This is a genomic window from Pelomonas sp. Root1444 (genome assembly GCF_001426885.1).
In the GTDB taxonomy this organism is placed as follows: domain Bacteria; phylum Pseudomonadota; class Gammaproteobacteria; order Burkholderiales; family Burkholderiaceae_C; genus Pelomonas.
Genome location: NZ_LMFP01000013.1, coordinates 173,347 through 196,100 on the forward strand (window position 1 = coordinate 173,347; position 22,754 = coordinate 196,100).

A 22,754-nucleotide genomic window follows, 5' to 3' on the forward strand; every position below is an offset into this window, starting at 1 on the left:
ATGGGCCGAGAAGGCATGGAGCCCGCTTGATCCGGTATGACCGGGTTGATTACATTGCTCTCTGGTAATACCAAATTGGCCGGGCCTCTTGATTCCCAACGGGTGCAAGGGTTGACCGCATTGCCCTCCAACCCACAGCCCATGCAAACCATCCAGAGACTCCTGGCCATCGCGCTGCTGGCGATCGCCTCTGCCGCCCTCGCGGACGACGCCCAGCCGGTCACCTCCAAACGGGCGGGCACCACTGCGCCCCAAACGCCCGCCGTCAAGCCTCGCCTCGTCGTCCTCACCGACATCGAGAACGAGCCCGACGACACCCAGTCCCTGGTGCGGCTGCTGCTCTATGCCAACGACATCGAGCTGCGCGGCCTCGTGGCCACGACGTCGGTGCACATGAAGCAGGGCGTGCACCCCGAATCCATCCGCCACGTCATCGAGCGCTACGGCCAAGTGCTGCCCCGGCTGCGCCAGCATGACCGCGCCTACCCCGATGCCGCGCAGCTGCTGGCCCGCGTGGCATCGGGCCAGCCGGGTTACGGCCTGCAGGCCATCGGCGACGGGCGCAACACGCCCGGTTCCGAGCTGCTGCTGCGTGAACTCGAACGCCCCGACGCGCGCCCGTTGTGGGTCAGCGTGTGGGGTGGGGCGAACACGCTGGCACAGGCTCTGCACGACCTGCGCCGCACGCGCACGAAAGAGGCCGTCGACGCAGCGGTCAGCCGCCTGCGGGTCTACACCATCTCCGACCAGGACGACACCGGCGCCTGGCTGCGCCGCGAGTTTCCGGGCCTCTTCTACATCGTCAGCCCCGGCAGCTATGCGCGGCCCACCTGGGCCGCGATACACCGCGAGATCGACGGCATCGACAACCAGCACGTCAGCAACGCCTGGATCGTCCGCAACATCCAGCAAGGCCACGGCCCGCTCGGGGCCGCCTACCCTGACATCGCCTACGGCATGGAAGGCGACACGCCCTCCTTCCTCGGCCTCATTCCCAACGGCTTGAACGCACCCGAGCACCCGAACTGGGGCGGCTGGGGCGGGCGCTACGAGCTCTACACGCCGCGCCGCGAGGACACCGACCCGGACGGCTTCACCGGCGGCGTGCCCGTCGAGACCGAGACGCGCCCGATCTGGACCAACGCCGTGGACCGCTACCGGCCCGTGGTTCCTGCCGCCTACGGCCGCCCCGTCAAGCCCGGGGAGCGCGAGTACAACGATGCGCTCGTGACGCTGTGGCGCTGGCGCGAGGCGATCCAGAACGACTTCGCTGCCCGCATGTTGTGGACGACGCGCGCGCCCGCCGAGGCCAACCACGCGCCCGTCGTGCGCCTGGCCCACGCCACCGACCTGCACGTGCGTGGCGGCGACTGGGTCGCGCTCGACGCCACCCCCAGCAGCGACCCGGACGGCGACAGCCTGAGCTTCCTGTGGCTCGCCTACCCCGAGGCCGGCACGCTGAAAACCCCGCTGCCGCTGGGCGCCGAGGTGCAGAGCCGCATCGCGCTGCGGACACCCGAAGTGGACGCGCCGGTCACCGCCCATGTCATCGTGCAGGTCACCGACAAGGGCGCCCCCGCCCTCACCCGCTACCAACGCGTGATCCTGCACATCGAGCCGCGGGCTCGATGAGGCCACCGGGTGGTCAGCCCCGCAGCGCCTTCTCGATGGCGGCGACGTCGATCTTGCCCATCGTCATCATCGCGTCGAAGGCGCGCTTGGCGGCGGCCGGGTCGGGGCTGGTCACGGCCTCGTTCAACACGCGCGGCGAGATCTGCCAGGACAGGCCCCAGCGGTCCTTGCACCAACCGCACTGGCTCTCCCGGCCGCCGTTGCCGACGATGGCGTTCCACAGCCGGTCGGTCTCCGCCTGATCTTCCGTCTCGATCTGGAAGGAGAAGGCCTCGCTGTGCTTGAACTCCGGGCCGCCGTTCAGGCCCACGCACGGAATGCCGCAGACGGTGAACTCCACCAGCAGCACGTCGCCCTGCTTGCCGGCTGGGTAGTCGCCGGGCGCGCGGTGGACGGCGCCGACGGTGCTGTCGGGAAACGTCTGGGCATAGAACCGCGCCGCGTCCTCGGCGGTGCCGTCGAACCACAGGCAGACGACGTTCTTGTGTCGGGTCATGGGATGCTCCTGGAACTCAGGCGGCTTTCCGGCCGCGGGGGGACTTGGCGGCCGGGGCCTTCTTGGCCGCCGACTTGGCCTTGCCGGATTTGCCGCCCAGGCTCTGGCGCAGCAGCTCGGTGAGGTCGACGACATTGGCGCTGCCCGTGTCCGGCGCCTCCTCGAAAGGCTGCACCGTCTGCTTCTTGCCGGCCTTGGCCTTGGCGGCCACCAGCTCGCGGATGGCGCTGCTGAAGTCGTCCTTGAACTGCTCCGGCTTCCAGGCGTCGGTCATCTGCGCGATCAGCTGCTGGGCCATCTTCAGCTCGGCCGGCTTGAGGCCCGCGGCGCCCGGCTTGGGCAGGTCCAGCGCCTCGGGCGAGCGGATCTCTTCGGCCCAGCGCAGCGTGCCCAGCATCAGCGCCGGGCCGGCCGGGATCAATGCGGCCAGGTGCTCCTTGTTGTGCAGCACGAAGCGCGCGATGCCGATCACGCCGGCCTTCTCCAGCGCCTCGCGCAGCAGCGCATAGACGCGTTGCGCCTTGGCGTCGGGCGCAAGGTAGTAGGGCTTCTCGATGTAGACGAAGGACACGTCCGCGGCCTTCACGAAGGTCTCGATCTGGATGGTCTGCGTGCGCTTGGGGTAGGCCGCCTTGATCTCGTCGTCGGACAGCAGGACGTACTCGTCGCCCTCCAGCTTCACGCCCTTGACGATGTTGTCCTTGGCGATCTCCTTGCCGGTGCGCTTGTTGATGCGCTTGTAGCCGACCGGGTCCATGCTGCGCTTGTCCAGCCAGTCGAAGTCGACCTCCTGCTCCTGGGTGGCTGAGTGCAGCGACACCGGCACGTGGACGAGGCCGAAGGAGATCGCGCCCTTCCAGATCGCGCGCGGGCCGGCGGCGTGCTCTGCCATGGCGTGGCCTCAGCCGGCCAGGAACAACACCGCGCCGCCGGCACTCGCCAGCGCGGTGGCGTGCGCTGTCGGCTTGGGCGGTGAGTCGGGCTTGGGGATGGGCGGCGCGGGCGGCGGCACTTCCTTGCGGCAGGCCGCCAGCGCGCCGACAGCGATCAGCGCACCCGCCATCAGCTGCACGAACCGGGTGTTCATGACGTCACCGCGCTCAGATGCCCCAGGGGGCGCCGTAATAACCGTACACATGGCGGCCGTACTCCTCGGACCAGGCCGGCTCGCTGTCCTTGGCATAGCGCGGCCCGCTCCTGAGCTGCTCCATGTCGAGGTTGACGACATAACCGTCCTTCTCGGTGTCATAGGTCAGCATGCTCCACGGCAGCGGAAAGCGGTCCGCGCCCAGGCCCAGGAAGCCGCCGAACTCCAGCGCCGCATAGCGCACATGGCCGTTGCGCTTGTCGATGACGAGGTCGCCGATGGCGCCGAGCTTCTCGCCGGCAAGGTTGTAGACGTCCGTGCCCTCGACCTTGGACGAAGAGATGGTGGGATGCAGGCTCATGGCGACTCCTCGGGTGAAGCGTTGCCCACGACTATCGGCCCCGCCGGCACCCGCGGCGATCGGCCTGCCGGAACTCCGCCTGTAGGCGCCGGCCGACCCGATGAGCCTGGTTACACGCCCGCCTGCAGGCTGTCAGCCGCGTTTCCGTTTGTCCGATAAGCGCCGCCGAAGGGCGCCGACGCCGCGCGCAGCGGTGGGCGTCGATATTTGCTTCATCGAGCCGCATCGCCTGGAGACTGCCTTGACATCCCGCCTGCTTGCCCCGCTGCTCTGCCTCGCCATCGCCGGCCTTGCCGAAGCGCAGGTGCAGGCCTCGCATGTGTCCGTCACCGGCCACGCCCTGGCGGGCCAGGGTCAGGCCCTGGCCGGCGCCGACCCGGAGCTGAACTGGCGCGACCCGCAGTGGCTGGCGCGCCAGCGGGAACGGTCACGCTGGCGCTACCAGATCGGCCTGGAGCAGCAGGTGCGTTCGCCCGTGCAGCTGGGCCCGCAGGCGGCTGTGCGCGAGGCCGTGTGGGCCGGCGTCAGCTATGACCTGACGAATCGGTTGAGCGGCGGCGTGGAGGCCCCCGTCTGGCAGCGCGACACCGGCTGGGCCTCGCGCATGGCGTTCCAGCGGCCCAAGGACGAGGGCATCGCCGGGCTGCGCGGCGCGCTCAGCTACAAGCTGAGCCCGCAAAGCAAACTGAGCCTGCGCCCGCAGGCCCGCCGCGTGATGGTCACCTACGCCGCCACCTGGTGACGCGGCCGGCGGTCAGCCGCCCAGCAGCTTCATCAGCGGTGCCGGCGCGGCCGCCACGGCGCGGTCATCCTGCTCGTCCTTCAACCCGATGCCGCTCAGTCGCCGCGTTCGCGCCTCGCGCAGCAGCGCCTGCAGCTTGGCCGCCGCAGCCGCTGGCGCCAGGCCCTCGGGTCGCACGTTGGAGATGCAGTTGCGCTGCGCGTCGACGAGGGCGGGGCGCGGCGCCCAGCTGAAGTAGACGCCCAGGCTGTCCGGCGCCGACAGGCCCGGCCGCTCGCCGATCAGCACGACGACGCAGCGGGCGTTGAGCAGCGCGCCGACCTCGTCGCCCAGCGCCACGCGGGCCTGCGTCGCGACGACCGGCGGCGCCCAGGCCCAGCCGCCCTCCTGCTGCAACCGTTCGCGCAGCGCGGTGAACAGCGGCAGGGCCTGGCGCTGCAGGGCCAGCGCGGAGAGGCCGTCGGCCAGCACGAAGGCGAGGTCGGCCGCGGGCGCGCGGCGCTCGGCCAGCAGCGCGGCGCTGGCGTCGTCGAGGCGGCGGCCGAGGTCGGGCCGCTGCAGGTAGGTGGCGCGGTCCGCCGCACGGCTGCGGACGTGCAGCGGCGCCTCGCCGAGCGCGCGCAGGCCGCCCAGCAACGCCTCCACATCCAGCGCCGCGTGCACCGCGTCGCGCGCCTCGGCGTGGGCCTGCTGGAAGGCCAGGTGCGCGGCGGTCGGCACGCTCGCGCCGGCGCGGCCCAGGCCGATGCGCGCGGCGGTGTAGCGGCGCAGGCTGGCCCAGGGCTGGCCGGTGACGGGCGGCTTCATGCCTGCGCCAGCAAGGCCGCGAAACGCTCGGGCAGCGCGTCCGCCAGCCGCGGCGCGCCGCCGGGCTCGAACACGCCCATGCGCTGCAGCCAGGCCTCGAACTCGGGCGCCGGCCGCAGCCCCATCAACCGCCGCATCGCCAGCGCGTCGTGGAAGCTGGTGCTCTGGTAGCCCAGCATGATGTCGTCCGAGCCGGGCACGCCCATGATGTAGTTGCAGCCGGCCGTGCACAGCAGCGTCAGCAGGCTGTCGATATCGTCCACGTCGGCCTCGGCGTGGTTGGTGAAGCAGACGTCCACGCCCATCGGCAGGCCCAGCAGCTTGGCGGCGCAGTGGTCCTCCAGCCCGGCGCGCAGGATCTGCTTGCCGTCGAACAGGTATTCCGGCCCGATGAAGCCGACCACGCTGTTGACCAGCAGCGGCTCGAAGCGCCGCGCGACCGCGTAGGCGCGGCACTCCAGCGTCTGCTGGTCGCAGCCATGGTGGGCGCCGCTGGACAGCGCACTGCCCTGGCCGGTCTCGAAGTACATGACCTGCCGGCCGCCGCGACTGAGCGCCAGCGCCGCCTGCTGCGCCTCCGCCAGCAACGCCAGCGAGACGCCGAAGCCGCGGTTGGCGCCCTCGGTACCGGCGATGGACTGGAACACCAGGTCCACCGGGGCACCGCGGTTGATGGCTTCGAGCGTCGTCGTCACATGCGTCAGCACGCAGCTCTGCGTCGGGATCTCGTGGTGCGCGATAACGGCGTCCAGCATCCGCACCAGGCGCATGACCTGCGGCAGGTTGTCCGTCGCGGGGTTGATGCCGATGACGGCGTCGCCCGCGCCCATCAGCAGGCCGTCCAGCAGGCTGGCGGCGATGCCGGCCTCGTCGTCGGTCGGGTGGTTGGGCTGCAGCCGCGTGGCGAGGTGCCCGCGCAGGCCGAGCGTGCCGCGGAACTGCGTGACCACCTCGCAGCGGCGCGCGATCAGCAGCAGGTCCTGCACGCGGCACAGCTTGGTGACGGCGGCGGCCATCTCGGGCGTCAGTCCGGGCGCGATCTGCGCGGGGTCAACCGCGTCCGCCAGCAGCGCATCGCGCAGGCCGCCGACGGTGAGGTGCGCGATGGGCGCGAAGGCGGTGGCGTCATGCGTGTCGACGATGAGGCGCGTCACTTCGTCGTGCTCGTAGGGCACGACGGCCTCGTTCAGGAAGGCCTTGAGCGGCAGGTCGGCCAGCGCCAGCTGCGCCGCGACGCGCTCGCGCGCATTCGCGGCGGCCAAGCCGGCCAGCTCGTCGCCCGAGCGCCGCGGGCTGGCCTTGGCGAGCAGCGTGCGCAGGTCGGCGAACTGGAAGCGCTCGGCACCGAGGGTGTGGGCATGGGCCATGGCGCGAGTGTGCTCAAAAGCGGCGGCGCCTGCACGAGGACCGCTATGCGGGCGTCGGGAACCGCAGGCGCACCTCGGTACCGCGGCCCGGGGCGCTGTCCACCTCCAGCTGCCCGCCGAGCAGCCGGGCGCGCTCCTCCATGCCGAGCACGCCATACCCATGCCGGGCCCGCGTGGGATCGAAGCCGTGGCCGTCGTCGCGCACCGTCAGCGTCCAGTGGCTGCCGTCCTGCGCCAGGCGGATGCTGACGTGGCTCGCCTGCGCGTGGCGGCGCACGTTGTTCAGCGACTCCTGCGCGATGCGGAACACCATGGTGGCCAGCTCGGGCGACAGCTCGCGCAGGTCGGTCTCCACGGCCACCGTGCAAGCCACGCCGGTGCCGTGGCTGAACTCGCTCGCCAGCCAACGCAACGCGGCGAGCAGCCCGCCGTCCAGGGCCGGCGGCCGCAGCTGCGACACCAGCGTGCGCATCGTCGCGACCAGCTGGTCCAGGCGCGCGAGCAGCGGGGCCAGGTGTTCGGCCGTCACCGCGCCGCCGGCGGCCGCGGCGCGCTTGCCCGCCACCGACACCTCCATGCGCAAGGCCACCAGCTGCTGCCCGAACTCGTCGTGCAGCTCGCGCGAGACGCGCTTGCGCTCGTCCTCCAGGCTGCGTGCGTTGTGCTCGCCCAGGCGGCGTAGCGCCTCGCGCGAGCTTTCCAGCTCGGCGGTGCGCTCGGTGATGGCCTGCTCCAGCGCGCGTCGGCGCGCGCGCGCGCGCCGCTGCAACATCCACCACGAGGCCCACCAGAGCAGCGCCAGCGCCACCGTACCGGCCACGCGCGCGACCGGCGTGTTCCACCAGGCCGGCCGCACCTCGAACGGCATGCTGAGCACCGGGCCCGCGGGCTCCGCCGGCGTCAGGCCGACCGCGCGCAGCTGCAGCAGCTGCACGCCGGCTTCGAGCGCGCCAACGTCGAGCACGGCGCCTTCGGCGGTGCGCCAGGCCATGTCGGGCCCCAGCCGGTATTCGATGCGCAGCGAGCGCGCGAGGCTGTAGTTCGCCGTGCCCAGCGTCACGCGCAGCCGGCGGTCGGCCCAGGGCACGGGCCGGGTCGGTGGCCCGCGGAACACCTGCGCCCCGAACTCGACCGCGTCCACGCGCAGGATGGGCAGCGGCGGCGGCCGGGCGCCGGGGTGCACACGGGTGGCGCCCGCGCTGGTGGTGATCCAGGTCTGGCCCCGCGCGTCGACCAGGAAGCCGGGGTCGACGTCGTTCCACACCAGCCCGTTGCCGTGGTGCAGCTGCCACCAGCGGCCGTCGGGTTCGAGGATGAACACGCCCTGGTCGGTCCCGACCCAGACGCGGCCGTCCGCGGTGCTGCGCACGAAGCAGGGCACCGCGCCGCCGAACAGCTCGGGCGGGAAGCGCTGCAGCAGCTGCGCGACGCCGTCCGTCACCGCGTACTGCCTCACGCCGGTGCCGTCGAAGAGCCACAGCCGGCCCTCGCGGTCGAACGCCAGGTCGAGGTAGGCCGGCACCGGCACGCCGGCGGGGTCCACCAGCGCGGCCCAGGCGCCGTCCTGCCAGCGCAGCACCCGGCCGTCCCCGACGAACCATTCCGACCCCGCACTGCGGGCCGCCGCCATGGCCCGCTCGCCGCCGGGCGGCAAGGGACCCACCCCCTCGCGCCGCAAGCCCTCCCGCGCGGGCGTCAGCCGCTCGACCCCGGCGGGGCCGAAGACGTAGTAGGCGTTCGTGCCCATCACCGCGCCGGCCAGCAGCGGGTCGCTCATCACCAGGCGCACCGTGGTGCTGCCCGCCTTCACGGTGAACAGCCGCTCGTTCTCTATCCACCAGAGATCGCCGGCGACGACCATCGGCCAGCGCCAGCTGCGCACCCGCTGCGCCCCAGGCACCTGGGGCACGACGAAGCGGCGCCGGGTCTCGTCGAACCAGGCCACGCCTTCGCGGGTCGTGGCCCACAGCCGGCCGCTGCCGTCCTGCAGCATGTCCGTCACCACGTTGGACGGCAGCCCGTCCGCGCGCGTCCAGTGGTCGACCTGGCCGTAACCCACCCAGCGGTACACGCCCCGCCCGCCGGCGCCCAGCCACAGCGAGCCCTCCGCGTCGAAGACCAGGGCGCGGATCGCCGTGTCGGGCAGGCCGTCCTCCTGGGTCCACTCGCGCCAGGCGCGGCCGTCCCAGCGCGCGATGCCTTTGTCGGTGGTGGTGAGGACGGCGCCGTCACGGTCTTCGATGAGGGTGCCGTAGTTGATCCACCCGCCGAGGACCGGCGGCGCCCCGACGGCCTCGAAACCCGGTGCGCCGCTGGTCAGGCGCGCCAGTTGGCGCCCGCTGCGCGCCCACAGGCTGCCGTCCCGCGCGACGAGCAAGTGGCCCCAGCCGTCGGCCGGCAGGCCTTGGTCGGGCCCCCAGGCCGTGAGCCGCTGGTCGCGCCATTCGCACAGGCCCTCGCCACAGCCGAACCACAGCGCGCCGCGGAGCCAGCGCAGCGGCGGCACCACGCCGGGCCGTCCCTGCGTCTGCGGCACGTCCAACGGCTGCGCGACCAGGGCGGTGGCCCCGGCCGGGCCGGGCGCGATCGACCACAGGCGGCGGTCGGGGTCCATCAGGTAGGCCACGCCGCGGTCGTCCCAGTCGAGCTGTCGGGACCGGCGCAGGCTCAGCATCCGGCCGTCGGGCTTGCGCACCGCAACCCACCGCGGGCCGCCGGCGTCGTCCTGCCGGATGAACAAGCCGCCTTCGGTGCCCACCCACAGCCGGCCATCGCGGTCGATGCTCGCACCCAGGATGGTCGAACCGGCATCGCTCGGCAGCGCTTCGCGCCGCATGCGAAAGCCGTCGAAGCGGAACAGGCCGTTCTCGGTGCAGACCCACAGCAGCGCGTTCGGGTCCTGGACCAGGCAGTTCGGCGTCAGGCCGGTCAGGCCCTCGCGTTCCTGGTAGGACTCCAGCACGATGTGCTCCGCCGTCGCGGCCGTGGCGCACAGCAGCAGCAGCACACCGGCCAGCGCGGCCCGGCAGCGACCGATCAGCCCGGCCATGTGCCGGCGCACGGCGCCCCTCCGTCCGGCCGGTCGCATCGACCGGCGGCTCGCGTGGCATGGGGGTTGTCCATCCAGGTCAAGGAATGACGGGCTCGTGTCCGATGGGGCGCCGATTCTGCCGGAACAACGGGCCGGCGCTGCGCGCGCCGTGGCCGCCGCCGAGACGGTCATGAATCGGTTGTATCCCGGTCAGAACTCCGCCGGCGCCGCGGCGGCTCAGCGCGGCGCCCGGGCCAGGCTGTCGACGAAGGCCATGCAGGCCTGGCTCGCGTCAGGCTGGCCGCGCCAGCTGTGCGCCAGCGCCCGCAGCCCCGCGCGCACCTCGCGCGGCATGGTGCCGTCGAGCGGGTCGTCGGCCACCGCGGCCAGGTGGTCGGCGTAGAGCCGGCGCGCCTCGGCGTCGCAGTCCAGCAGCTCCATGACGGCGCCGGCCAGCGTCTGGAACTGCTCGGGCGACAGGTCGGCCTGCCCGCGCTGCGGCCAGGCGGCCAGGCACAGGTACTCGATGGGGCCCAGGCTGCGCCGCTGCGCGCCCGGCTGCCAGGCCCCCCAGGCCGCGCGCGAGCCGCTGGGCAGGCGCCCCTGGCTGAGCGCCTGCACGAGGGTCTGCGCGACGGCCGCGCGGGCAGCGTACTCACCGCGCTGGTTGACCTCGGCCAGCACGCGCAGGAAGGCCGGGTAGAGCTGGTCGCCCAGGCCCGTGCAGACGGCCTCCATCAGCGCGACGGCGCCATCCTGGCGCGGGCCGAGGTCCACGCAGCCACCGATCAGGGCCTGGGCGGCCTCGACCCAGCGGGGCTGGGCGAGCAGTTCAGCCAATCAGGGCGGCCAGCACGCGCTCGGCGTGCTGCTGGACGGACAGCCCGCGCTGGTCGGCCGGCACGTCGGCCCGCAGGCTGACGGCACCGCCGCTGGCACCCAGGCCGTCCAGCCAGGTCGCGCCGCCCGCCCGCCCGACGGCGGGCGAGCCCAATGGGCTGAGCGGGCCGAGCGAGGTCGCCGGGAACAGCGAGGCGGACGATGACAGTGGGGCGCCGATCATGGCCGTGGGCAAAGGTTGAAGACTGGCGTCCAGCTTAACGAGGCGCGCCGGCCAAGGCGACTGCGGCTGCCCCTAATTCGTCAGTGGTCCGGGTCGACGGCGGCATCGCCCGGGGCGTCGGGCCGCGGCGTGGACGGGGCCGCATGGCGGTCGGCGACGAACTCGCGGCGGCCGTCGCGCCGCAGCGTGCCCTCGGGCGCGACGTGGTCGAAGAAGGGCCGGCCCGAGGTCAGCACCGCGTTGCCGACCCTGACGGCGGCGTCGTAGGTGTCGCGCCGCCAGCTCGGGTCGAAGCGGTACAGCGCCAGCAGCGGGATGTCATGCAGCAGGCCGTGCGTGGGCTCGGGCAGCAGGTCCGCCACGGTGTTGGACAGGGGCTCGGGCAGGTACAGGCTCTCGCCCACATGGACGAGGTCGGGACTGTGCAGCTGCGGGTTGGCGGCCAGCAGCGCGTCCAGCGCCACGCCATGGTCGGCGGCGATGCGGTCCAGGCTGTCGCCGTGCTGGACCTCGTAGCGGCGGCCTGCGGGCGGCGTGTCTTGCAGCGCCGTGACGGCTGGCGTCACTCGGGAGATGGTGGTCATGGGGTGCCCTGCGCGGTGAAGTGCTGGCTGCGATTTCAGGCCAGGGCCGGCGGGCGGGCAATTGCGGGCACTGCTGTTTCTGAACGTAAGGCCGGCCGTCGATCAGCCGAACAGCCGCTTCAGAAGGTCCGTCACGAGGCTAGGCCGCGCCAGCAGCTCCTCGTTCATCAGCGCCACCAGGCTGCCCAGTTGCAGCAGCAGCACCAGATGCCCCACGACGGACTTGATGGACATGGCCAGGCTGAACACGTTGAGCTGCTGCGCATAGCGGTTGATGAGCCCCAGCACGCCGTCCACCAGGTACAGCAGCACCAGCGACGGCGCGGCCACGAGCAGCGCCAGGCGCAGCATGCGGCCGAACTCCGCCTCGAAGGCCAGCAGCCCGGCCGGCAGCAGCCGCCATTCGCCGTGCAGCGGCCACAGCGCGAAGCTGTCCAGCAGCAGCGCGGCAAACAGCATGAAGCCGCCCGACGCCATGAAGACCCAGCTCGCCAGCCGCGCCAGGAAGGCGCCGGTCAGCGAGGTCTGGTGGCCGGACAGCGGGTCCAGCACCTGGGCCTGGGAGGCGCCCGTCTTGGTGTCGATGAGCTGGCCGGCCATCTCGAACGACCACATCAGGCCGGCGAACAGGAAGCCCAGCGCCGCGCCCAGCATGACCTCGCGGCCGTACAGCAGCGCCCACTGCAGGCCGCCCAGCTGCACCGGCTTGACGTCCTGCACCAGCAGGCCCAGCAGCGCCAGCGCCAGGAACAGCGCGTTGCGGATCAGCGCGGGGATGAGGTCCTGCGTGAACAGCGGCACCAGCAGGAAGGCCGTGGCCACCCGCATCGTGGACAGGCCCAGCAGCAGCGCGGCGTCGGTCGGGTGGCCGACCCAGTACTCATACATCAACGTTGGATCTTCACCAGGCCGGGGAACTCGCTGAACACGCGGTCGCCCAGCCGGTAGAGGCTGCCGCCCAGCAGCGAGGCCGTGATGAAGATGGTGATGACGATGGCGAAGAACTTGGCCACGTACTGCACCGTCTGCTCCTGCAGCTGCGTGGCGGCCTGCACGAAGGCGATCAGCAGGCCGACGACCGCCGCCACGATGATGGGCGGCGCCGACAACAGCAGCACCAGCCACAGCGCCTGCTGGGTGAGTTGGATGACTTCGCTGTTCATGTCTGGTAGGTGAGGACGAGGCCGTGCGTCAACTTGACCCAGCCGTCGATGAGCACGAACAGCAGCAGCTTGAACGGCAGCGACACGGTGGTCGGCGACAGCATCTGCATGCCCATGGCCATCAGGATGTTGGAGATGACGAGGTCGATGACGAGGAAGGGCAAAAAGATCAGGAAGCCGATCTCGAAGGCCACCGTCAGCTCGCTGACCGTGAAGGCCGGCACGATGACGAGGAAGTCGCGGTCGGTCAGCGCCTGTGCCTGCTCGGGCTTGAGGCTGCGCTGCGCCGTCTTCAGGAAGAAGGCGCGCTCCAGCGGCCGGCTGTGCTTGACGAGGAACTCGCGCAGCGGCTCCTTGGCCGCGTCGGCGGCCGCCAGCATCTGGCTGGTGGACGCCTTGTCGGTGGTGGGCAGGTCGCGCAGGCTCTCCTGCATCTGCACGCCCACCGGGTACATGACGTAGATGCTCAGGATCAGCGCCAGCCCGTTCATGACGACGTTGGGCGGCACCTGCTGCAGGCCCATCGCGTTGCGCAACAGGCTCAGCACGACGACGAGCTTGGTGAAGGACGTGACCATCACCGCCACGAATGGCGCCAGCGCCAGCAGGACGACGGTGATGAGCGCCGAGGCCGGCGTGAAGCTGCTCAGGTCCATGAACTAGACCGCCTCGATGCGAAAGGCGTGGCCGCTGCCCCAGGGCACGAGGCGGCCGCGCGCCAACGCCGCGTCGGGGCGCGCCACCTCGATGAGCTGGCACTGCACCGGCAGCGCCGGCACCGGCCCGCGCCAGCCCATGACGACCTCCAGCGCCAGCGGCTGATCCCAGCGCGCAACGAGCTGCCAGCGCCGGAGCTGGGATTCCTCGGCGACTTCGCCCGCCCGCGCCGCATGGACCTCGCCGCGCGCGCGCAGGGCGGGGGCCGGCGCGTCGTCCAGCAGCACCAGGCCACCGGGCTCCAGCGCGGCGAGATCCTCCTCACTCAGCCGCCAGCGCGCCAGCATGCATTCGGCCGGCGTCGGCAGCCACTGCAGGCCGGGCACGTCGGGCGCCCCGGCCAGCCCGCGCAAGGCCGACCAGGGCAGGCACAGACGTGCCTGCGCCTCCCGACCCTGCCAGACGGCCTGCGCACCGCCGGCGGGCATGCCGCCCAGCTGCGCCACCCACTGCCAGGGCGGGCGGGCCAGGCCGGCCGCCTCGAGCGCGTCCAGCAGTTCGCCGGCCAGGTCCAGCACGACCGCGGCCTCCGCGGCGCAGGGCGGCAGCGGGCCCGCGGCGAAGCCTTCGGCCCGCACGCACAGGCTGGCGGGGCCAGCCAGGAAATGCCAGCTCGACAACTCGCCGACGGCTTGGGGCATGGAACTCACGGCAACCGCCTCCATCACGCCCTGCGGCTCACCATCATGCGGGTCAGCTCCGTGACCGAGCGGGCCTTCATCTTGCGCATGCCGCGCGAGCGGTACAGCTCCACGCTCTTCAGCGACAGCTTGATCTCGTCGGCGATGTTCTTGTTCATCAGGCCCTTGACGACCAGCGACAGCACCTGGCGCTCGCGCGGCGACAGCATCTGCGCGCGGCGCTCGAACTCCTCGCGCGAGCCCTCGACGCCGGGGTCCACGTCCAGGTCCACGTCCATCGGCGCGAACGCGCGGTCCAGCGCCGCGCTCAGGGCGGCGTCGTCCAGCGGCTTCTCCAGCAGCGAGACGGCGCCGCGCTTTTGCATGGCGGCCACGGCCAGCGGCACGTCGGCATGGCCGCTCATGTAGATCACCGGCAGGTGGATGCCGCGCTCGCGCAGCGCGTCGTGGAGGTCAAGGCCCGACAGCTCGGGCATGCGCACGTCCAGCATCAGGCAGGTGGATTCCGGCCAGGCCGTGCCCACGGCCACGCGGGCCAGCGACTGCAGCGCGTCGCGCGGGTCGCCCCAGTCGCGCACCTGGCAGCCGAAGCCTTCGAGCCAGAAGCGCAGGGAGTCGCGGAACTCGTGGTTGTCGTCCACGACGTAGATCTGACGCGGTGTCATGCCGTCTTCTCCAAAGTGGGTGTGGTTTCAGCCGCCATCACGGGCAGCGCGAAGTGAAAGCAGCAGCCCCCGGCCTCGCGGCGCGAGAACCACAGCCGGCCCTGGTGCATCTCGACGAGCGAGCGGCAGATGGACAGGCCCAGCCCCATGCCGTTGGGCTTGGTGGAGCTGAAGGGCAGGAACAGCCGGGCCTCGGTCTGCGGCGTGATGCCGGGGCCGTTGTCGCCCACGCGCAGCTCGGCGCGGGCGCCGTCCAGGCGCAGCTCGATGTCGATCAGCGGATCGTCCGGCCGGTCCAGGCGCAGCGCGTCCAGCGCGTTGCGCAGCAGGTTGATCAGCACCTGCTGCAGCATGACCGCGTCGCCCTGCACCGGCACCGGGGCCTCCGGCAGGCTCAGCGCCAGCCGCACCGCCTCGCGCTGCAGGTCCCAGTCGAGCAGGGCCAGGCTCTCATGCACCAGCGCGACCAGGTCCAGCCGCTCGGTCTTGGGCTGGCGCGACTGGGTGTATTCGCGCACCCGGCCGATGATCTGGCTGGCATAGGTCACCTGCTGCACGGCCTTGTCGAGGGCGGCGAGCTCGTCGGTGCTGTCGGGATGGCGGCGTGCCAGGCGCAGCTTCAGGCCGCGCAGCAGGTTGACGGTAGCGCCGATGGGCTGGTTCAGCTCATGCGCCAGCACGCTGCCCATCTCGCTGACGGTCAGGGACCGCGACGTGAACAGCAGGCCCTCGCGGTCGTCGAGCTGGCGCTGCAGGTGGTGCAGCCGCTCGCGCTCGTCGACCAGGCGCAGCAGCACATGGCGGGCATCCAGCGCGACGCGCCGGGCCGTGTATTCGCCGCTGACGCCGCAGCGCGTGCGCACGCCCAGCGGCGCCGCCAGCGCGCTGGCCAGGCCGTGCAGCGGCGCGGCCCAGTCCGCGGCCAGGCCGCCGGGCTCGCCGGGCAGCAGCGCCTGCATGGGCGCGTTCAGCGCCACCAGGAAGTCGCCGTCCAGGATGGCCAGCGCCTCGTCCAGGTCGCCCAGCGCGTGCAGCAGGTCGGCATCGAGACGGTTGTTCATGCGCTCTCCCGCGGCCACAGCGGCTGGTTGCAGAGCAGCCAGGTCAGCGACGGCCGCGACGCCAGCAAGGCCTGCAGGCCCGAATGGGCCGGCGCCTGCACCAGCACCTCGGCCCAGCGGGCGATGCCCGGCGCGGTGCCGTCCAGGCGCAGTTCGCAGCTCACCTGGCCCGGCTGCAGCGCGGCCTCGCCCGACAGCTCGCGCAGCGTGCGCGGGCAGCCGCTGGGCGTGAGCGCCACGCGCACGGCCCACCAGCGCTCGGCCACCGCCGGGCGCACGCTGCGCCAGCGCGCGGGCCAGCGCCGCCAGCGCCACAGCCCCGCGTCGCTGCTGGCTTGCAGGCTGGCCAGGCCCGCAGGGCTGGCCAGCAGCACGGGTGCGCCCACGCGCCAGGCCTGCAGCGCCGGGCGCAGGTGGTCGGCCGACGCGGGCGCGGCGGCGGCCAGGCGCAGCCGGGCCAGCAGTGCCTGCGCCCACGGCGGCGGCGGCTCGTGCGCCGCGTCGTCCGGCGAAGGGGCGGCGTGCCGGGCGGGCGCTTCGTCGTCCTCATCCGCCTGCGGCGCGTCGCGGCCGGCGTCGTCGAACAGCGCACGCCAGGCCGGCGCGTCCTGCACGCGCCAGCGCAGCTCGGCGCCGTTCTGCAAGGCCAGCGGCGTCATCAGCACCGGCGCCATCGGCAGCACCGCGGCGCTCGCGTCGCCCAGCTGCGGCGTGCGCAGCGACAGGTCGGTCGGCAGGCCAGTCGATGGCGGCTGCAGCGGCGACGCGTTCTGCGCAGGCTCGTGCGAGCGCAGCAGCGACGGTGCCGGCGGCTGGGCCGGGGGCTGGACCGCATCGGCTGCCGGCTGCGCCGTGGGCTGGGCGGCCTGTGCCGCATGCACGGTCGCGTGGGGCGGCATGAAGGTGCGGGCGGTGGGCTCCGGCGCCGTCGCCGTGGCGGCGGCTGTCGCAGTGGCGACGTCGGCCACGGCGTGCGCATCCATCTCCGCACCCGGCTGCGCCGCCGCCTCCGCGCCGGCCATCTCGCCTGTGCTGGCCTGCAGCACCGCCTGCCAGGCCTCCCAGGTCTCGGCGGGCGACAGCGCCTGGATGGGGCTGATGCCGCTCATGAATCCACCTCGTCCACCGGGCGCGAGCGCCTGGCACTGCGCGACGTGTCGCGCACGCGGGGCCGCAGCACGTCGTGGCCGGCGTCGCGCAGGCGCTTGTCGAGGTCGCCGAGCTGCTGGCGGGCCTGCAGCTGCGCGACCGGCGGCACGCGCAGCTCCAGGCTCAGCGGCGCGAGCGGCTGGGCCTGCTCGACGCGCAGCTGCCAGGCCGGCCCCGCGCCCGCGGCGGGCAGCGCCACCTGCCATACGCGCCCCCCCGGCACGGTGGCCGGGCCGGGCTCGGCGAGCTGCTGCAGCGCGGCCATGCGTTCGGTGGTGGGTGTGGTGGGCGCCATCGCGCGCAGCCCGGCGACCTCAGGTGCCAGGTCGCGCGGCACCCATGCGGGGACGGGCGGCACGAAGGACGGCGTCGCCGGCGCCTCGGGCGATTCCTCTTTGTCCTGGCCTTGCTCCTGGTCGCGGTCCTCACCCTGCGCGCGCACGCGCTGCCAGGCGCTTTGCCAATCCGGCTCGCCGGCCTCCCCGCGCGCATCGGGGGCTTGCGGCAGCGCGTCGGCCGATGCGCCGGCCTGCAATGCCGCCGCGCCGCGCTCGCGCGGGACGAGCGCGGCGCCCAGGGTCAGGGTCAACGGAACGGGCAGCAGCTTCATGGCCTGGGTCTTCAGTGGCGGGGCCGGAATGCGTCCTCGGCCTCCAGCTCGGCCTGCTGGTCGCGGGCGATCAGGGTCTGGCGGCGCTGGTCCTTCAGCGTGGCGTCCACGGCCGATTCACGGGCCTGGGCGCGCGTGAGTTCGCCGCGGCGCTGGCGCACCAGGGCTTGGGCCTGCTCCAGGGTTTCGCGTTCGTCCAGCAGTGCGTACTCGTCGCGCTCCAGCCGTTCGGCCACCGCCTCGCGGTGCGCCCGCACCTGCCCGGCCCAGCGCGGCATGTCGGCGCTGCCGGGGCCGCTCCAGTGCTGCGCCAGCTCGGCCAGCCGCGCACGGCTGGACGCGATGGCGGCCTCGCGCGCGTCGATGGCGGCGCGGGCGCGGCGCTCGCCGGCCACCGCCTCGGCCAGCGCCTGGCGCGCACGCTGCACGCGCAGCTGGCGCAGCCGCAGCCACTGGCGCCCGTCGGCGGCGGAGAGCGTGACGGCCCTGCCGCTCACGACACGATCTCCCGCAGGTGCTGCAGGCAGCCGTCCCAGTCGCTGGGTTCGTGCGAGCCCTGCTGCAACAGTGCCTTGATCTGCGGCATGCGCTCGATGGCCTGGTCGGCCAGCGGGTCGCTGCCGGCCTGGTACTCGCCCACGCGCAGCAGGAACTCGACCTCCTTGTGCCGCGCCATCAGCGTGCGCAGCCGGGCGGCGTCGCGCTGCTGCTCGGGCGTCGTCACGCGCGTGAACACGCGGCTGGCGCTGGCCAGCACGTCGATGGCCGGGTAGTGCTGGGCCTCGGCCAGCGCACGCGACAGCACCAAGTGGCCGTCGAGGATGGAACGCACCTCCTCGGCCACCGGGTCGCTGCCCTCCTCGTCCTCGGCCAGCACCGTGTAGAAGGCGGTGATGGAGCCATGCGCATCGTTGCCGGCGCGCTCGAACAGCCGCGGCAGCTCGGCGAACACCGACGGCGGATAGCCGCGTCGCACGGCCGGCTCGCCCGCGGCCAGGCCGATCTCGCGCAGGCCGCGGGCAAAGCGCGTGACCGAGTCCATCATCAGCACGACGCGGGCGCCCTGCGCGCGGAAGCCCTCGGCGATGGCCGTGGCGGCATAGGCCGCGCGCACGCGCTCCAGCGCCGGCCGGTCCGACGTGGAAACGACGACGACCGAGCGGGCCAGGCCCTCGGCGCCCAGGCTGTCCTCCAGGAACTCGCGCACCTCGCGGCCGCGTTCGCCGATCAGCCCGATCACGTTGATCTCGGCGCGCGTGCTCCGCGCCAGCATGCCCAGCAGCGTGGATTTGCCGCCGCCGGCCATCGCGAAGATGCCCACGCGCTGGCCCTCGCCCACGGTCAGCAGCGCGTCGACGGCGCGCACGCCGCACACCAGCGGCTCGTGCACCGGGCGGCGCTGCAGTGGCGACGGCGCGTCGCGGTACAGCGGCACGCGCGGCAACGCATCCAGCGGCGGCCCGCCGTCCAGCGGCTGGCCGAAGGCGTCGATGACCCGGCCCAGCAGGCCGCGGCCGCTGGGCAGCTGGGCGACGTCGTTGAGCACCTCGACGGCCGCACCCACGGGCAGCCCCTGCAGCGAGCCCAGCGGCGCCAGCACCGCCTCATGGCCCTGGAAGCCGATGACCTCGGCCAGCAGCCCGGCCTCGTGCGGCTGCATGGGGTCGAAGACGCGGCAGCTCTGCCCCACGCGGGCCTGCACGCCGGTGGCCCGCATCAGCGTGCCGCCGGCCTGCACGACGCGGCCCAGCGTGGCGACGGTGCGCACGCGCTGCAGGCTGCGGCGCAGGCCGTCGGTGATGGGCAGCGCGGTCGTCATGCGTTGGGCGAAAGAGCACAGCCGCAGCGGCTTGGTTGGGTTTTCACTTCAGGCTCCAGGCGCGGGCCAGGCGTTCGACCTGCGTGGCCAGGCCCGCGTCGGCCGTGCCGAACTCCGTCGTCAGTCGGCAATCGGCCTCGGCCAGCTCGGCATCGGCCACGATCTCGGCGCCGGCCAGGCCGGCCTTGTCGTCGGGGTCGACGGCCCGCAGCGCGGCACGCAGCGGCGCGATCTGGCCGGGGTGCACCTGCAGCCGCCAGGTGCGCGCCGGCAGCAGCTCGCGCGCCGCCTGGGCGGCCAGGCGGGCCAGGCGCTCCTCGGCCGGCACCTCGCCCAGCAGCTTCTGGAAGACCTCCAGCGCCAGCCCGGCCACGCCCTGCTGCAGGCGCTGGCGTTCGTCCTCTTGTGCGCGGGCGAGCCGGGCCAGCGCGTCGGCGATCTTCACGCGGGCCTGGCTCTCGGCTTGCACGAGGCCTTGCTGCAAGCCCTCGGCCGCGGCCTGCGCGCAGGCGGCGTCGATGCGGTCCTGCTCCCGGTCCAGCAGCTCGCGCAGCGCGTCGAGCAGCTGCTGCGCGTCCTGCAACGGCGGCACCTCGGCGGCACGCAGCACGCGCCGGTCCGAGGCGATGCCCAGCCGCGCCTGCGGGTCGCGGTGCCAGAGCATGAAGCCGTTCATGGCGTCACCACCCTCGCCTGCAACGCCAGCGTCTCGCGCAGCACGGCCAGCGCCGTCGCTTGCGGCATGACCCAGGCGGCCACCGGCCCCAGCCGGCGGCTGGCGGCGTGGCGCAGCGAGCCGTGCGGCAGCCCAGCCAGCAGCACGGCGGCGCCGGCCTCGGTGAACTGCTGGCGCAGGCCCTGGGCGTCCAACACCTCGGGCCAGTCGTTCAGCCCCGACGGCAGGCCGGCCGGCAACGGCGGCCAGTCCGGCGCGCTGCGCAGCGCCCGCCACCAGGGCGCGCCCAGGGCCGAACGTGCCAGCTCGCGCAGCGGGCCGGCAATCCACAGCCGCAGCGCCGGCGCCGCGAGCACCGAGCCGCAGCGCAGCGCGAGCGCCTGCAGCTCGGCGCGTTCCATGCCCAGCCATGCCGGGGCGGCGTCCAGCTGTGCCCAGCTGAGCGTGCGCGCCTCGGCGGGCGCCTCGTCGAGCAGGCAGTGGGCCACGCGGGCGCGCGTCTGGCGGTCAGTCATGGGCGGCGCCTTTCAATGCCAGCTGCGTCGACGACGCGCGCCGCCGCCGCCAGGCCAGCCAGCCCGCGGTGCCCAGGCTGGCCGTGCCCAGCGTGACGGCCAAAGCCAGCACGGCCTGCGGCTGGGCGTCGGCCGGCGGCGGGGCCACGGGCGTGGGCTCGGCCACGAACGCGACAACCGACACGCTCTCGTAGGGCAGGCCTTCGACGCTGTTGACGACCAGGGCGCGCACTTTCGGCATCAGCGACTCCACGTCCAGGCCGGCGCGGTGCTTGATCATCACGGAGGCCGAGGACGGCTGCACCTTGTCGGACAGCGGATGGCGCTCGGGCACGACCAGCGTCACGCGCGCCTGCAGCACGCCGTCGATGCTGGTGAGCGTGTGCGACAGCTCCTGCGACAGCGCATGCATGAGGCGGGCGCGCTCCTCGACCGGCGTCGACACGAAGCCCTCGCGCTTGAACACCTTGCCCAGGCTGTCGTAGTCCTCGCGCGGCAGGCCCTGGGCCTTGAGGATCTGCACCGCGCGGGCGAAGTCCGACTCGGCGGTCCGCACCTCGAAGCCGTCTTCCTTGGCGGCCTTCTGCGCCGGCACGCCGGCCAGCCGCAACGCCGAGACCATGTCATTGGCCTGTCGCTCGTCGAGCTTGGCGTAGAGCGTCTGCTCGCCGCAGGCGGCGAGCAGGGCGAGCAGCAGGAGGCTGGGCAGATGCTTCATGTCAATGATCCGTTTGCGTACTCGCGGCTCGAATCCGGGACACAGCCACGGAAGCACGGAAACACTGGGAAGGCAGCCGGGGAAGCGGCATGCCGCTGTGTCCCCGTGTCCCCGTGGCTTGGTCTGGATTTCATTCAGGATTGCTGTCTGAACAGCTGCTGCAGGCCTTCGGACGTGCGGTTGGCGATGTTCGACGTCAGCTGGCAATGGAACATGAACTCCTGGCAGCGCACGGTCAGGTTGACCAGCTCGCCCGGCGTCAGCTCCTGCCCCGAGGCCGCCGCGGTGCGGGCGTCGCGCCCGAGCGAAGCGGCTTCGGCGTTGATGTGCTCCAGCGGCTGCACGAGGCGCTGCATGGCCTGGGCCGGCGACTCGGTGGGCCCCAGGCGCTGCACCGCCCCCGCCAGTGCACGCTCGAAGCCGGCCACGTCGGCCGTGGGCGACACCACGCCCAGGCTGGACAGCGATGCGCCCGGGCCGAGCTGGATGTCGGCCACCGGCGCAGCAAGGGCGAGGCCGGGTGTCACTGCTTGCGGGCCATCGTTTCGAGGGCGGAACCGACCGTCGAGACGGCGGTGTGCGAGCTGCTGGCCAGGAAGCTCATCTTCAGCGACATGGCGGTCAGCTCGGTCACGTCGGCAGGCTTGTCGCCACCGGCGCTCATCGCGGCGGACTTGGTCTCGATGTCGCCGGCCTGCCGGTCCAGGGCCTGGCCCCAGGCGTCGGCCATGGCTTCGAACCAGGAACCACCGGACGACTTGCTGCCCGTGGAACCGTTTACGGGCGCTGCGGCGAGGGTGCTGAGAAGTGCGTTGGACATGGGAGGTCTCCTTGTGGGAGGGTTAGGGAACCGGGATCACAGCGTGAGCCGGGTGCGCTGGCCATCGCGTTCGACGATGACGCTGCGCTCCACGATCTGCACGACGCGGTGGCCGCTCGGCAGCAGCGCGCCGCTGAAGTAGCGGCTGCCGTCGGCGGTGATGAAGTAGGGGCTGTCTTCGTTGTCGACCACGGCGACCAGGCGCTTGGCCGGGTCGTCCGGCGCGGGGCTGGGCGCCGCGGCCACCGGCGCAGGCGGCTGGTTGTCGACCCGCAGCGCGGGCAGGCGGGCGATGTCGCGCCGCGCGGCGGCTGCGGCGGCCTGCACCTTGGCGGCGTCGCGCTCCTGCGTGCGCAGCACCAGCTCGCCTTCGGGCGACCAGCTGGCCTGCGCCGCGATGCCGTACAGGCGGAAGACCTCGACGACGCTGGCCCGCAGGTCGGCCGGCGCGGCCGCCTGCGCCGGCGGCAGCACCTGGGCCACCACATGGCCGGCTTCACGCAAGGTGCCACCGCGCCAGGCCAACGTCACGCCGCCCAGGAGCATGACGAGGCCCAGCGCCGTCAACAGCCCTTCGACATAAGGCCGGCCCGGCGCGGGCGGCGCGGCGGGGCCCTCGGCCGGCGCACTGTCGGCGGCGTCGGGGCCGTCGTGCAGCACCGGCTCCGGCCAGTAGGCCTGGTCGGCCGGGCCATAGGCCACCACCGCATCGCCGAGCTGCAGCGGCTGGCCGGGCGCCCAGGCGTGCGTGGTGGTGCCGGGCTCGAGCTCGCGCTCACCCAGCACGCCGCGCCCGGCGATGAGCTGCAGGCCGATGCGGCCCTGCGGGCCGGGGATGAAGCGGGCCTGGAAGTCCGTCTCGCTGGCCAGCAGGATGTCGGCGAACTGGGTGTCGGCCTGGTTGGCCGCGTTCAGGCCGCAGACCAACTGCTCGATCTGCACGTCCAGCCGTGCCCGCGCGCCGGCCTGGCGACCGGCCAGCACGCGCAGTTCCAGCATCGAGGCGGGGAGGGCAGACTTGGTCGGCATC

Annotated in this window: 28 protein-coding genes; 2 read left to right on the plus strand and 26 right to left on the minus strand. The window is 73.1% G+C overall.

Features of this window, described 5'->3' with window-relative positions:
- The first annotated feature begins 141 nt into the window (after nucleotides 1-141).
- Nucleotides 142-1,632, plus strand: a complete 1,491-nt coding sequence (locus tag ASD35_RS14330) for a DUF1593 domain-containing protein (protein ID WP_056875623.1) — start codon at nucleotides 142-144, stop codon at nucleotides 1,630-1,632.
- A 13-nt stretch (nucleotides 1,633-1,645) separates the two neighbouring features.
- Here the strand turns inward: ASD35_RS14330 and ASD35_RS14335 are convergent, their stop codons facing one another.
- From ASD35_RS14335 to ASD35_RS14350, 4 genes are read right to left on the minus strand one after another with little or no spacing between them, the layout of a single operon-like run.
- Nucleotides 1,646-2,128, minus strand: a complete 483-nt coding sequence (locus ASD35_RS14335) for a VOC family protein (protein WP_056875624.1) — start codon at nucleotides 2,126-2,128, stop codon at nucleotides 1,646-1,648.
- 16 nt (nucleotides 2,129-2,144) lie between these two features.
- Nucleotides 2,145-3,020 carry a Ku protein gene (locus ASD35_RS14340; protein ID WP_056875625.1) on the minus strand — a complete coding sequence of 292 codons (876 nt, stop codon included), beginning with the start codon at nucleotides 3,018-3,020 and terminating at the stop codon, nucleotides 2,145-2,147.
- Nucleotides 3,021-3,029: 9 nt separating this feature from the next.
- Nucleotides 3,030-3,215: a hypothetical protein gene (locus ASD35_RS14345; RefSeq protein WP_056875626.1), complete on the minus strand. Its 186-nt coding sequence runs from the start codon at nucleotides 3,213-3,215 to the stop codon at nucleotides 3,030-3,032.
- A 13-nt stretch (nucleotides 3,216-3,228) separates the two neighbouring features.
- Complete coding sequence (locus ASD35_RS14350; protein ID WP_056875627.1) at nucleotides 3,229-3,576, minus strand: PRC-barrel domain-containing protein; 348 nt, start codon at nucleotides 3,574-3,576, stop codon at nucleotides 3,229-3,231.
- 241 nt (nucleotides 3,577-3,817) lie between these two features.
- Between ASD35_RS14350 and ASD35_RS14355 the strand changes: the two genes are divergently transcribed.
- Nucleotides 3,818-4,318, plus strand: coding sequence for a hypothetical protein (locus tag ASD35_RS14355; protein WP_056875628.1), 501 nt, complete (start codon nucleotides 3,818-3,820; stop codon nucleotides 4,316-4,318).
- A 12-nt stretch (nucleotides 4,319-4,330) separates the two neighbouring features.
- Here the strand turns inward: ASD35_RS14355 and eutC are convergent, their stop codons facing one another.
- The 22 genes from eutC to ASD35_RS14465 all read right to left on the minus strand — a co-directional run bounded on the left by eutC (nucleotide 4,331) and on the right by ASD35_RS14465 (nucleotide 22,753).
- On the minus strand, nucleotides 4,331-5,125 hold the full coding sequence (eutC, locus tag ASD35_RS14360; protein WP_056875629.1) for an ethanolamine ammonia-lyase subunit EutC: 795 nt from the start codon (nucleotides 5,123-5,125) through the stop codon (nucleotides 4,331-4,333).
- Nucleotides 5,122-6,492: an ethanolamine ammonia-lyase subunit EutB gene (locus ASD35_RS14365; protein WP_056875630.1), complete on the minus strand. Its 1,371-nt coding sequence runs from the start codon at nucleotides 6,490-6,492 to the stop codon at nucleotides 5,122-5,124. Before ASD35_RS14365 ends, eutC begins: the two co-directional genes overlap by 4 nt.
- Nucleotides 6,493-6,535: 43 nt before the next feature.
- Nucleotides 6,536-9,553 (minus strand): two-component regulator propeller domain-containing protein, encoded by a 3,018-nt coding sequence (locus ASD35_RS28415; protein ID WP_056875631.1) that lies wholly within the window; start codon nucleotides 9,551-9,553, stop codon nucleotides 6,536-6,538.
- Nucleotides 9,554-9,760: 207 nt separating this feature from the next.
- A complete protein-coding gene (locus tag ASD35_RS14375; protein WP_056875632.1) occupies nucleotides 9,761-10,363 on the minus strand; it encodes a hypothetical protein in 603 nt (200 codons plus the stop codon).
- Nucleotides 10,356-10,586 carry a hypothetical protein gene (locus ASD35_RS14380; RefSeq protein WP_056875633.1) on the minus strand — a complete coding sequence of 77 codons (231 nt, stop codon included), beginning with the start codon at nucleotides 10,584-10,586 and terminating at the stop codon, nucleotides 10,356-10,358. The genes ASD35_RS14375 and ASD35_RS14380 overlap by 8 nt, the downstream gene beginning before the upstream one ends.
- An 80-nt stretch (nucleotides 10,587-10,666) precedes the next feature.
- On the minus strand, nucleotides 10,667-11,170 hold the full coding sequence (locus ASD35_RS14385; protein WP_056875634.1) for a LysM domain-containing protein: 504 nt from the start codon (nucleotides 11,168-11,170) through the stop codon (nucleotides 10,667-10,669).
- 102 nt (nucleotides 11,171-11,272) lie between these two features.
- Nucleotides 11,273-12,058 (minus strand): type III secretion system export apparatus subunit SctT, encoded by a 786-nt coding sequence (gene sctT, locus ASD35_RS14390; RefSeq protein ID WP_056875635.1) that lies wholly within the window; start codon nucleotides 12,056-12,058, stop codon nucleotides 11,273-11,275.
- A complete protein-coding gene (sctS, locus tag ASD35_RS14395; protein ID WP_056875636.1) occupies nucleotides 12,058-12,333 on the minus strand; it encodes a type III secretion system export apparatus subunit SctS in 276 nt (91 codons plus the stop codon). Before sctS ends, sctT begins: the two co-directional genes overlap by 1 nt.
- On the minus strand, nucleotides 12,330-12,989 hold the full coding sequence (gene sctR / locus ASD35_RS14400) for a type III secretion system export apparatus subunit SctR (RefSeq protein ID WP_056875637.1): 660 nt from the start codon (nucleotides 12,987-12,989) through the stop codon (nucleotides 12,330-12,332). Before sctR ends, sctS begins: the two co-directional genes overlap by 4 nt.
- Before the next feature lie 3 nt (nucleotides 12,990-12,992).
- A complete protein-coding gene (locus tag ASD35_RS14405) occupies nucleotides 12,993-13,700 on the minus strand; it encodes a hypothetical protein (protein WP_157275569.1) in 708 nt (235 codons plus the stop codon).
- A 14-nt stretch (nucleotides 13,701-13,714) separates the two neighbouring features.
- Nucleotides 13,715-14,356, minus strand: coding sequence for a response regulator transcription factor (locus tag ASD35_RS14410; RefSeq protein ID WP_056875639.1), 642 nt, complete (start codon nucleotides 14,354-14,356; stop codon nucleotides 13,715-13,717).
- Entirely contained in the window at nucleotides 14,353-15,417 is a 1,065-nt protein-coding gene (locus ASD35_RS14415; RefSeq protein WP_056875640.1) for a sensor histidine kinase, read from the minus strand. Before ASD35_RS14415 ends, ASD35_RS14410 begins: the two co-directional genes overlap by 4 nt.
- Nucleotides 15,414-16,526 carry a hypothetical protein gene (locus tag ASD35_RS27260; protein WP_056875641.1) on the minus strand — a complete coding sequence of 371 codons (1,113 nt, stop codon included), beginning with the start codon at nucleotides 16,524-16,526 and terminating at the stop codon, nucleotides 15,414-15,416. The genes ASD35_RS14415 and ASD35_RS27260 overlap by 4 nt, the downstream gene beginning before the upstream one ends.
- Nucleotides 16,523-17,176 carry a hypothetical protein gene (locus tag ASD35_RS14425; protein ID WP_056875642.1) on the minus strand — a complete coding sequence of 218 codons (654 nt, stop codon included), beginning with the start codon at nucleotides 17,174-17,176 and terminating at the stop codon, nucleotides 16,523-16,525. The genes ASD35_RS27260 and ASD35_RS14425 overlap by 4 nt, the downstream gene beginning before the upstream one ends.
- A gap of 11 nt (nucleotides 17,177-17,187) precedes the next feature.
- Nucleotides 17,188-17,673, minus strand: coding sequence for a hypothetical protein (locus ASD35_RS14430; protein ID WP_056875643.1), 486 nt, complete (start codon nucleotides 17,671-17,673; stop codon nucleotides 17,188-17,190).
- Nucleotides 17,670-18,995: a FliI/YscN family ATPase gene (locus ASD35_RS14435; RefSeq protein WP_056875644.1), complete on the minus strand. Its 1,326-nt coding sequence runs from the start codon at nucleotides 18,993-18,995 to the stop codon at nucleotides 17,670-17,672. Before ASD35_RS14435 ends, ASD35_RS14430 begins: the two co-directional genes overlap by 4 nt.
- 43 nt (nucleotides 18,996-19,038) lie before the next feature.
- Nucleotides 19,039-19,671, minus strand: coding sequence for a FliH/SctL family protein (locus ASD35_RS14440; RefSeq protein WP_056875645.1), 633 nt, complete (start codon nucleotides 19,669-19,671; stop codon nucleotides 19,039-19,041).
- Nucleotides 19,668-20,186: a hypothetical protein gene (locus ASD35_RS14445; protein WP_056875646.1), complete on the minus strand. Its 519-nt coding sequence runs from the start codon at nucleotides 20,184-20,186 to the stop codon at nucleotides 19,668-19,670. Before ASD35_RS14445 ends, ASD35_RS14440 begins: the two co-directional genes overlap by 4 nt.
- Nucleotides 20,179-20,904: a type III secretion system inner membrane ring lipoprotein SctJ gene (gene sctJ, locus ASD35_RS14450; protein WP_056875647.1), complete on the minus strand. Its 726-nt coding sequence runs from the start codon at nucleotides 20,902-20,904 to the stop codon at nucleotides 20,179-20,181. The genes ASD35_RS14445 and sctJ overlap by 8 nt, the downstream gene beginning before the upstream one ends.
- A 134-nt stretch (nucleotides 20,905-21,038) precedes the next feature.
- Nucleotides 21,039-21,431: a hypothetical protein gene (locus tag ASD35_RS14455; RefSeq protein ID WP_056875648.1), complete on the minus strand. Its 393-nt coding sequence runs from the start codon at nucleotides 21,429-21,431 to the stop codon at nucleotides 21,039-21,041.
- A complete protein-coding gene (locus ASD35_RS14460) occupies nucleotides 21,428-21,724 on the minus strand; it encodes a hypothetical protein (protein WP_056875649.1) in 297 nt (98 codons plus the stop codon). Before ASD35_RS14460 ends, ASD35_RS14455 begins: the two co-directional genes overlap by 4 nt.
- Nucleotides 21,725-21,760: 36 nt before the next feature.
- A complete protein-coding gene (locus ASD35_RS14465) occupies nucleotides 21,761-22,753 on the minus strand; it encodes a hypothetical protein (protein WP_157275570.1) in 993 nt (330 codons plus the stop codon).
- Nucleotide 22,754: the final 1 nt, after the last annotated feature.